At 60.3% G+C, this 8,572-nt stretch carries 9 protein-coding genes; 4 read left to right on the top strand and 5 right to left on the bottom strand.

All coding sequences use genetic code 11. The features are described from left to right. The first annotated feature begins 314 nt into the window (after positions 1-314). Positions 315-758, top strand: coding sequence for a hypothetical protein (locus VGI36_07915; GenBank protein HEY2485059.1), 444 nt, complete (start codon positions 315-317; stop codon positions 756-758). Between the two features lie 98 nt (positions 759-856). On the opposite strand, the gene grxC is transcribed toward VGI36_07915, so the two are convergent. The 4 genes from grxC to VGI36_07935 form a co-directional block, all read right to left on the bottom strand. Next, positions 857-1,123 (bottom strand): glutaredoxin 3, encoded by a 267-nt coding sequence (gene grxC, locus VGI36_07920; GenBank protein ID HEY2485060.1) that lies wholly within the window; start codon positions 1,121-1,123, stop codon positions 857-859. 124 nt (positions 1,124-1,247) lie between these two features. Next, positions 1,248-1,964: a TIGR04283 family arsenosugar biosynthesis glycosyltransferase gene (locus VGI36_07925; GenBank protein HEY2485061.1), complete on the bottom strand. Its 717-nt coding sequence runs from the start codon at positions 1,962-1,964 to the stop codon at positions 1,248-1,250. A gap of 175 nt (positions 1,965-2,139) precedes the next feature. Continuing rightward, positions 2,140-3,180, bottom strand: a complete 1,041-nt coding sequence (gene purM / locus VGI36_07930; protein ID HEY2485062.1) for a phosphoribosylformylglycinamidine cyclo-ligase — start codon at positions 3,178-3,180, stop codon at positions 2,140-2,142. Then, entirely contained in the window at positions 3,180-3,764 is a 585-nt protein-coding gene (locus VGI36_07935; GenBank protein ID HEY2485063.1) for a class I SAM-dependent methyltransferase, read from the bottom strand. Before VGI36_07935 ends, purM begins: the two co-directional genes overlap by 1 nt. Positions 3,765-4,056: 292 nt before the next feature. On the opposite strand from VGI36_07935, the gene VGI36_07940 reads away from it, so the two are divergent. Together VGI36_07940 and VGI36_07945 are read left to right on the top strand one after the other, a co-directional pair. After that, positions 4,057-5,271 (top strand): CoA transferase, encoded by a 1,215-nt coding sequence (locus VGI36_07940; GenBank protein HEY2485064.1) that lies wholly within the window; start codon positions 4,057-4,059, stop codon positions 5,269-5,271. Positions 5,272-5,306: 35 nt separating this feature from the next. Then, positions 5,307-5,717 (top strand): nuclear transport factor 2 family protein, encoded by a 411-nt coding sequence (locus tag VGI36_07945; GenBank protein HEY2485065.1) that lies wholly within the window; start codon positions 5,307-5,309, stop codon positions 5,715-5,717. 140 nt (positions 5,718-5,857) lie between these two features. Here VGI36_07945 and VGI36_07950 read toward each other — a convergent pair whose 3' ends face one another. Next, positions 5,858-7,771, bottom strand: a complete 1,914-nt coding sequence (locus VGI36_07950) for a TolC family protein (GenBank protein HEY2485066.1) — start codon at positions 7,769-7,771, stop codon at positions 5,858-5,860. An 11-nt stretch (positions 7,772-7,782) separates the two neighbouring features. Here VGI36_07950 and VGI36_07955 point away from each other — a divergent pair. Further along, positions 7,783-8,572, top strand: a 790-nt coding sequence (locus VGI36_07955; protein HEY2485067.1) for a hypothetical protein, incomplete at its 3' end; no start/stop codon positions are given.

Genomic DNA, 8,572 nt, shown 5'->3' on the forward strand with positions numbered 1-8,572 from the left:
TAGACGCTCGCGGTTGACTTATAGAATCCGCGCTCGATCTTGAAGAACGGCGGAATCGAGAGGGCGAAGATTCCGCCAAACGCCAGTTCACCGAACACCAGCAGAAAACACGCGGCAAACCGGGTCACTCTCGGCCCCCGAACTGACAGAACCTAAGGCCGCGCATGGGCGTTGCCGCCCAGCGAGCGGCCGTTTGCGCGGAAGCAGGGTTAAATGAAATAAAAAGCACGGATGCTCGCGCTGGAGTCATTAGACAATTCACGACGCGGCACTATAATGCGAATTGACGAGCTTGGGGAGCTGACAGGAGAGACATGCGCTCATTAACACTCGCGAAACTCGTGGCTATCGGGCTGGCGCTCAACTTTTGTGCTTGCGGCGCGATCGAAGCGCAGCGACAGGCCGAGGAAGCAAAGAAACAGGAATTCGTTCAACGGGTCGACACCGCGCACGTGTGGGTAACGACCGGAGAACCGCCTGCCGGTAAGCCGTACAACAAGCTCGGTGAGCTAAAGTATACCGAGCCCTTTACGCCGGATGCCATTGATGCGGCAAAGATGCAGGACAGGCTCAAGGCGATGGCGCTCCAGAAATATCCTGACACGGTAGACGCCGTCATCAAGGAAGACAGCGAAGTTTCTGCGGATGGGTCCACAGTGACGGTGAGCGCGGAAGCGATTCAGTACGAGTCATCGACTGATCGCAACGCCCTACACCACATGAACGAAGGCCTGGTCGCTTCACCCAGCGGCAACTAATAAGCCCCTTATTCGCCTTACGTTGCGGGCGCCGCGGATAATTTTCCGTCGGCGCCTGTTTGTTTTTCAGGTTCTCGAAGTCTTGGATACCGCGGGCATCACTGCGCGGGTTGAGCGAGCATCGCGTCCAGTTCTCCGCGAGCATCAAGGGCGCTCAGCTCGTCATAACCGCCGACAATTTTTCCGTTGATGAAAACCTCCGGTACGGTGCGCCGCCCGCCCGAAAGCTCGATCATTTTTTCGCGCATCGCGTCGTCATCGGTCACATCGATTTCCTCGAAGGCGATGCCTTTGCGCTTGAGCAGGCTCTTGGCGCGGATACAAAACGGGCAGTAGTTAGTGGTGTAGATTTCGACTTTGGCCACGTATTAGTCCCTTCGTCATCATTAAGGCTTACGCGGAGCACGGAGTCCATACAGTGGAGCAGGCCTTTGGAGAGGCTAGCGGCGCTCAGCTCTGTGGTTAGCGTCAGATGCGTCTGCCGCAGGCTCACCCGATCCACGGACGCCCGACAGTTCCTGCCTCGCGCGTGTCCGCGTAAATTTGCTTGAGTCTCGACGGAGGTACGCCTAGCAGATAGAGGCCGCGGATGGCCCACATTCGCAGGACCGTGCGGGCGAGGCCGGCGCGGCGCCATCTGCGCGCGGAAGTGGTAACCCGTGAGCGCAGGCAGGCGACCCCGCCGACCCGTTTCAGTCTGCGAGAGAAATCGAGATCTTCGCACAGATCGAAGTCCGGAAATCCGCCGAGCGACTCGAACACCGAACGGCGAACGAAAATCGCCTGGTCACCGGTGGCCGTCCGGGTGATTCGGGACCGAAGGCTGATCAAGTCTCCGATTAGGCGATAGACAAAGCTCGAATCATCCAGCTCGATGTCGAACCGCCCGCCGACGATGCCCGATTCTCCCAAGGCATCGAGGATGTCTTTTTCGAAAGAGTATGGAACCCAAGTGTCCGCGTGTACGAAGGCCAGGATCTCGCCCGATCCGAGCGCCGCACCCGCATTCATCTGGCGCGCGCGTCCGCGCGAGGCGCCGACGACCCGGTCGGCAAACTTGCGCGCGACATCGACAGATTGATCAGTGCTGCCACCGTCGACGACTACGATCTCGGCGTTGGGGGCGCCCGTACGAAGCGCTGCGAGCGTGTCACCGATGACAGACCCCTCGTTGAGCATCGGAACGACCACAGAAAGGCGACTCATGATGCGAACCGTTTCGTTAACTCGGACGAAAATCCAGTTGGCGCATGATTCCCATCAGGCCGGTAGGACACCACGGACTTGAGACATTCTGATCAATAGACCCCGCGCCACTCTCACCCCCGAACCCCTCGGCGAAGTTTCCTCCTGCAAAGAGCGGCATCGGCGATGCTCCTTGTCAGCCGATAATGGCTTCGCGTTTGCCGCGGCGAACTTCGCCGACGATCCAGGCTGAGCGTTTACGGCGGCGCAGATGATCCACTACCGGGTCAGCTTCGCGCGAGGAAACGATGGCTATCATGCCGAGGCCATTGTTGAAGGTGCGATCCATCTCACCGCGGCTGACTTCGCCGAGCCGCTGGATCAGACCGAAGATGGGAGGCTGGCTCCACGATGATCTGTCCAAGAGCGCGCGCAAACCGGTTGGCATTACTCGCGGAAGGTTTTCCGGAATTCCGCCTCCGGTGATATTGGCGAGACCCTTTATGTGAAACCGCTCGAACAGTTCTCTGACCACGTCGGCATAGATGAGCGTCGGCCGGAGCAACTCGTCGGCGAGTGTGCAGCCCAATTCCGGAATCCGCGTTCCCAACTTGAGCCTCGCGCGCTCCAGCAATACTTTGCGTGCCAGCGAGAAGCCGTTGGAGTGAAGTCCGTTGGAACCGATTCCGACCAGGAGGTCGCCGGACCGAATCGCGCGCGGGTCAGGGATCCGGCTGCGCTCGACCAGACCTACGGCGAAGCCCGCCAGGTCATATTCGCCTGGATGATAGAGGTCGCCGGCCTGGCAGGTCTCACCCCCAACTAGGCTCGCCCCCGCCAGGGCGCATCCGCGCGCCACACCTTTAACGACGTCGAGAACAATTTTTTTGTTGAGCCTCCCCACCCCGATGTAATCGAGGAAGAAGAGGGGGCGGGCACCGTGACAGATGATGTCATTAACGCACATCGCCACGAAGTCGATTCCGACGGTGTCGTGGCGGCCGGTGGCGAATGCAATCTTAAGCTTGGTGCCCACGCTGTCGGTACCGGAGACCAGAACCGGATGACGCATGCCGCGGGTCGCTCCGTTGACCGCGACCAGCGCGCCGAATCCGCCGACTCCGCCGATCACGTTCGCACCCGAAGTTTTCGCGGCGATGGAGCGAAGGACGGGCACCAGCGCCTGCTTGAGTGCAATGTCCACTCCGGCCGATTTATATGTCATGCGCGACGGCATCAATTGTGCTCCTTGCGTCGGGCGAGGGCGGAGGCGCGCCACGCTTTGGTTTGGTCCGGGTAAACGGCCAGTCCCTCGCGGTAGCACAGGATCTGGAGTCTCTCCAGCAGCGCGAGCAGTTCGTAGTGGTCGAGCATAAACCGTGGATTGCGCGGATGGCCGAGCGCGGCCTGATCGATCAGGAAGGTGTCCACCAACAACATCCCCCCGGGCTTCAACGCCTGGATGAACTTTGGGAAGAGCCCGCGAGCCAGGTAGTTGACGTTCACGATGAGGTCGGCGCTTTCCCTTTTAATTGGAAAAGTGTCCAAGTCCGCCAGGGCGGGCCATATCGCGCCGCAGGGGCGTTCAACCAGCTTTGTCAGGGCGGCGATTGCTTCGCGTGAATAATCGATTGCTACGACATGCAATCCGTGGTCCGCGAGAATCACGCTGTGCCGTCCGCGCCCTGCGGCGACGTCGATGGCGAGCCCCGCGTGCACAAGCCGCGGCAGCATCTCTTTCACGAACGGTTCCGGCTCACCGCCGGCTTCGCGCCCGCGATGTCGATCGTTCCATCCGTCCCGCGGTGGATGCGTGCTCACTGGGTCCTAGCCAACCTGAACATCTCAGGCGTCGCGCCTGGGACGCGCGCCGCGCGGAGGCCCGGCCGCCGCTTCTCGGTGGTCGGGCGGCGGTCATAAAGGTAGTTCACTGACAGAATACATCTCCCGACCGGCATACGCTTGGAGTTTCCGCAGGAGGTGCTGCCACCCTAACTCGCATAACCGGCCCTCCATAGATGAAGGTGCGACGGACCGAACTCAAGCGGGCCGGAAAAATCCAGAGCCGCCCCAGGACGAGGCGATCGGGCCGCGATGTGGTATAGAGGCAATCATGAGAAGTCCGCTTACCGGCATTCGGATTATCGACTGGACGATATGGCAGCAGGGCCCGGTAGCGACCCAGATGCTCGCGGACCTGGGCGCTGAAGTAATCAAAATTGAAGAGCGCGAGCGGGGCGATCCGGGGCGCGGCATCATGGCGGTCGCAGGTGGCTCGACCGACAGAGGTGGCCGGAATTTCTATTTTGAAGCCAACAACAAACACAAGCAAAGTGTCGCGCTCGATTTAAAACGGCCCGAGGCACGCGAGATCGTCTATCGCCTGGCCGCCAAGAGCGACGTGTTCGTGCAGAATTTCCGCAAGGGCGTGGCGAAGCGACTTGGACTCGACTACCAGACCCTGAAAGAGCACAACCCGCGCCTCATTTACGCGAGCGCGTCAGGGTACGGGCCGAACGGTCCCGACAGCGGCGAGCCCTCCTTTGACTACCTGGGCCAGGCGCGCTCGGGCGTCATGAACGCACTCGGCGTGGACGGCTCGACGCCGACCTATATCTTCGGCGGGATTGCTGATCAGATGGGCGCGGTGATGATTGCGTATGGCGTGCTGGCGGCCCTGCTCGCGCGCGAGCGATATGGAGTGGGACAAGAGGTCGATGCATCGCACCTAGGTTCGATGATGGCGTTACAGGGGCTAAATGTGGTCGCGCGCACCTTCACCGGCAAGGAGTTCAACCGCAACACGAGGTTGAACGCGTTCAACCCGCTCTGGAACCACTATCGGTGTGCCGACGGCAAGTGGCTGTGCCTCGGAATGCTTCAGCCCGATCGCTATTGGAAAGACTTTTGCAAGACCATCGGCCGACCGGATCTAACTGACGATCCGAAATATGCCGACATGCGAACCCGTGGCCGCAACGCCCCGGAGTTGATCGCAATCCTTGACCAGGCATTCGCGATGAAGACCCGCCAGGAATGGATGAAGGCACTCAAGGAAGGGGGAGACTTCATCTATACGGTGGTTAACACGGTTTCGGACCTTCCCGATGACCCCCAGGTCCAGGCCAATGAATACATCGTCCACCACGAAGTTCCCGGCCTTGGGCAGATGCAGCTGTTGGGAATGCCGGTGAAGCTCTCGGAAACCCCCGGCGATGCGCGAGGGCACGCGCCGGAATTGGGCGAGCAGACCGAGACCATTCTGACCGAGATGCTGGGCTATACCTGGGATGATATTGCGCGCCTGCGCGACTCGAATGTGATTTGATCAGATTGTGGAACGTTTTTGGGGGAGAGAAGATCATGGTTGACGTAAACCTGCTGCAGGACCGCCTCGACGTTGAGGAGCTCTATTCGCGCTACGCGGTGGCGATCGACAACAACCAGGCCGATGAGTGGGTGGCGTGCTTCACCGAAGAGGGCAGCTTCGAAAGCGCGCGTTTTGGAAAACACCTCGGCAGAGAGGGCCTTAAGAAGTTCACCAAGCTCTATCGCGAGTCACTGGGCGGCGCCGGGGTGCTGCACGTGATCACGAACGTGTACTTCAAGCTCGAGGGTGACGGCGGCGCGGGAGGCTGCTACCTGGTTTACTACCACTGCAAGGAAGGAAAGATTCAGCAGGCAGCGGTCGGACGTTACAAGGATACCCTGCGCAAGGTGAACGGTCGCTGGCATTTCGCGAGCCGAGTGGTCACCTTGGACGGTCATCACTGAAGCAGGTCTGCAGCGCGGCGCAGGGTGTTTGATCGCGCTAACTCCTGAGCCGGTCGCCAGGGGAACCCCACACCACCAGCGTTCGAATCCTAAGTTGAAGCGCTCGCGGAGATTGCACATGCAATCTGCGCGAGCCGCTTTCAGAAAGTCGCGTACCAGGGCGTTTCTCTGTTGTCCTGCAGCTGAAAGTCAATCTGGAACGCTTGCAGTAGAGTGCCCTCGGCGTGCCAGAGCGCGAGCCGCGCGTTCTCCAGATCGACTTCGGACTGCACCTGGTTGCCTTCGGCCTGGACCTCTTCTTCCTGGAATTGCAGCAGGTCGTGGGTAGTCGCCATCCCGACGCGAAACCGCACCTCTTCGTCGTGGAGCGCCTGGCGGGCGTAAAAGGTGGCCTGTGCGGTAGCCTGGGCGCGCTTTACGTCTGCGTAGAGGTCGGCGATGCCAGTTTCCACATCAACCACCGCTTGTGACAGCGCGGCGCGATACTGCATGCGCGATTGCTCGTACAGGATGCGCGCCTGAGCCAACTGTGCACGCGGGACCGCGTTGTCCAACGGCATCTGGAAAGTCAGCACCGTGACATAGTTGTACCAGGTGAATCTCCACAGGCGATTGAGTGCGTCGCCGTAGATCCCGCCGAAGGGGAGTTTGTCGCCGCTATTCGGGACGGTGGACCCGGTGGGGGTGCAATTTCCCGGGACAGTGCTAACTACTGGGGTACAGGGCGTGGTTCCAGCGGTCGAGGTCAAACCGAACTGCGTGCCCAGGTTAAGGAGCGGCAGAGTCTGGTTCTCCGAGAACTTGACCTGCAACAGGGCATTGCGGATCGATTCCCGCAGTCCGCTCAGCGACGGCCGATATTGAACCGCCATCTCAAGGGCGCGTTCCTCGCTCTCGGCTACCTGTTCCGTGGGGTTGGGGCGCGTTGCCGGTTCGATCTCCGCCGGAATGAACGTGTCGTTCGGATTCAGCATCACATCCTGTCGCAGCTGTGCGCGCGAATTCTTGAGCTGGGCCTCAGCGGTATAAACATTGGCTGCGGCCGTGGCCGCGGCCGACTGCGCTTCCTGCAAGTCCAGCGGGGCGAGCGTTCCGACTTTGACCGAGATGGTGTTTTCCCGCACGAGTTCTTCGTTGAAGCGCAACGCCGCACGTGCTACCTCGAGCAGCTCCTCGTTGAGAACCACGCCCCAGTACTCATTGCCGATACGCTGGACAAAATCCTGGAGCGTCTGTCCATAGGTCCATTGCGCCACCTTTTGATTCGACTCGGCGATCCGCACGCCGATGGTTGCGAATCGCCATCCGAAACTCTGCAGCAGGGGCTGGCTCAGAGAGAGGGTGAGGTTCGGGGTATAGGATGGATTCACTCCGCTGAAGGCCGAATTCGACGACCCACGATTGTTGTTGAAAGTGATGCCAAAGGTTCCGTTGGTGTACGCGGAAACCTTGTTGAGACCGAAATTCCAGTCGTAGGTCTTGGAGGACGATGAGGTTGCCCCGTTGCCGGTCTGAAAGATGGATGTAACCGGTACCACGGTTTTGCCGGTATCGATCTGTGCCTGCGTGTTCGGATCGAAGGCGCCGTTCTGCACCCGAATGCTCTCGGTCGACGCGATTGGATTGAGGAGTGCCACTACCACGTTCGGATTGTTGCGCAAGGCGATAAAAATCGCTTCCTTCAACGTCAGCGCTCGGGCCTCCTGATCGACGCTGCGAATGTAGCGCTCGCTGATCAAACTCTCGGGAGGAACGTCGTTGGAGAGCGACCACTGTCTGACGAAGATTTGTGGCAACGATGCGACCGAGTCCATGTGCTGGAAGGGCGCGGTACTGCTATTCGGTACATTGATGTTCGGCGCCGACTGCGGCCCGACCGGCGTCGCGTTCAGGGGAATTTGACCGCTGGTGGCGGGTGGCGGAAGCGGGTTTTTTGGTAACGAACCGGTTACCTTGAGAGACTCGGAATTCTCCTGTGCCATCGCCGGGCACCAGGCACCGAAGCTGAGCACGACTATCGCCAGCGCGGGCCAAACGCATTTCTTGGACAGCATCTTGAATCTCCTTGTGGCTGCAGCAGCTCTGCCGCTACCTGTCGGGTTCATTTTCGCAGGCGTTGGTACCGTTACTCCGCCACCTGACACCCATCTGGGTCGCGGGCCGGCAACAACGCGCGCGGCTCGATGCAGAGTGCTTGCGCCGCGTGAATCGGCTCGCGATTATAGCCAAGGCCGACGTCGTTGTCTTGCGCCTGCGGCGCGATGCGGCGCGCCGCCTAATGGTGAGACGAATGCGTGTTGCGAGAGTTTCGGTCGCGGCAATCATGCTGACCTCCTTTTTTCTGCTGGCGGTGAAGGAGTCAAGATACGCTACGCCCGCTTTCGGTCAGACGGCGATTGCTCCGGCCGCGGTTCCCTCTGTTTCTCTTCCCGCGGCTCCCGGACAGCCACAACCATTCGCGACCATCGGTGCATTACCACAACTGCTGCCCGCGCCGGGCCCGGTGACGTTTGCGTCGCCTATCCCCTCGCCCGCAGTGCAGGTCTTTCGCTGCGCATGCAATGGTCCGGGATTCCCGACCTCGTGGGTCGGTCTAGTCTCGGCGGCCAACCTCCTGGTCGCGCAGCAGAACGCACCGACCTCGTGCACTGCCTACCTCATCACCGCCAATGCAGAATCTCCGGCAATTACTCCACCGTCGGCGGTCTTTAACCCGGGTACGCAGCCCACCAACAAATTTCCCGGCTCGCTGATTTCGGTGCCGCCGGGCTCTTTAATCCCGTTTCAAAGCCCGCAAGTCTTTACCCACCCACCGATCTCCGCGATACGAAAAGTGGTCATCGCGGAACAGTGTT

Source organism: Candidatus Binataceae bacterium, from assembly GCA_036495685.1.
Taxonomy (GTDB): domain Bacteria; phylum Desulfobacterota; class Binatia; order Binatales; family Binataceae; genus JAFAHS01.

What these genes read in the sequence shown, in the direction of transcription:
- purM (HEY2485062.1), bottom strand. Translation starts at nt 3,180, where the DNA reads ATGCCGTCGCGCATGACATATAAATCGGCCGGAGTGGACATTGCACTC.
- VGI36_07940 (HEY2485064.1), top strand. Translation starts at nt 4,057, where the DNA reads ATGAGAAGTCCGCTTACCGGCATTCGGATTATCGACTGGACGATATGG.
- VGI36_07950 (HEY2485066.1), bottom strand. Translation starts at nt 7,771, where the DNA reads ATGCTGTCCAAGAAATGCGTTTGGCCCGCGCTGGCGATAGTCGTGCTC.
- VGI36_07915 (HEY2485059.1), top strand. Translation starts at nt 315, where the DNA reads ATGCGCTCATTAACACTCGCGAAACTCGTGGCTATCGGGCTGGCGCTC.
- VGI36_07945 (HEY2485065.1), top strand. Translation starts at nt 5,307, where the DNA reads ATGGTTGACGTAAACCTGCTGCAGGACCGCCTCGACGTTGAGGAGCTC.
- VGI36_07925 (HEY2485061.1), bottom strand. Translation starts at nt 1,964, where the DNA reads ATGAGTCGCCTTTCTGTGGTCGTTCCGATGCTCAACGAGGGGTCTGTC.